The sequence below is a fragment of the Mitsuaria sp. TWR114 genome (assembly GCF_007997345.1).
In genome coordinates this window covers 1-853 of sequence record NZ_VOSR01001110.1, presented here as the reverse complement: position 1 = coordinate 853, position 853 = coordinate 1, and the positions used below count along the sequence as shown (strand labels likewise).

The 853-nt window shown below is 73.6% G+C and carries 2 protein-coding genes; one reads left to right on the top strand and one right to left on the bottom strand.

What is annotated here, in order from left to right; all coding sequences use genetic code 11:
* Positions 1-230, top strand: a 230-nt coding sequence (locus FUT87_RS27895) for a nitronate monooxygenase (protein ID WP_222617334.1), incomplete at its 5' end; no start/stop codon positions are given.
* A gap of 12 nt (positions 231-242) precedes the next feature.
* On the opposite strand, the gene FUT87_RS27890 is transcribed toward FUT87_RS27895, so the two are convergent.
* Positions 243-853 (bottom strand): aldo/keto reductase (locus FUT87_RS27890; RefSeq protein ID WP_186830820.1); only part of this gene is annotated, 611 nt, incomplete at its 5' end.

Sequence of the window (853 nt, the reverse complement as noted above, 5' to 3'; positions counted from 1 at the left end):
CCGGCCGTCCGGCGCGCGGCATCGTCAACCGCGTGATGCGCGAGGTCGGGCCGCTGAACGAGGCGGCGCCGCGCTTCCCGCTGGCCACCGCGAGCATCGCGCCGCTGCGCGCGAAGGCGGAGGCGCAGGGCAGTGGCGACTTCTCGCCGCTGTGGGCGGGACAGAACTTCGCGGCGCTGCGCGAGATCGGCGCCGCCGCGCTGGTGACCGAGCTCAGCGCGGCCTTCTGACCGTCGCCGCGCTCAAGGCAGCGGCGCGCCGCGGGCCGCTTCGTAGAGCGCGTACCACTCGCCGCGGCTGAGCTGCACCCGTAGCGCATCGCCGCAGGCGCGGATGCGATCCGGGTTGGCGCTGCCGATCACGGGCTGGATGCGCGCCGGGTGCTTCATCAGCCAGGCGAGCAGGATGCCTTCGGTGCTGACCTCGTGCCGCTGGGCCAGTTGCCGCACGAGCGCGCGTGCCGCCTCGTCGGCCGGGTCCTGCGCGGTGTCGCCGCTGAAGCGGCCGCGGGCCAGCGCGCTCCAGGCCTGCAGCTGGATGCCGTGCTGCTGGCAATGCTCCATCGTGCCGGCCCAGGCCAGCGCGCCAGGGCGGCTGCCAGCCTGGCGGTCGTTGAAACAGGTGGCCGCGTCCAGCGGCTCCAAGTGGCCCAGGCCGAGTTCGAGTTGGTTGACGACCAGCGGTTGCGCCAGCGCGTGACCCAGCCAGGCCATCTGGCCGCCGTTCATGTTGGACACGCCGAAATGCGCGACCTTGCCCGCCGCGCGCAGGCGCTGGAAGGCCTCGGCGATCTCGTCGGGCTGCATCAGCGGATCGGGGCGGTGCAGCAGCAGGATGTCCAGGCGCTCGGTGC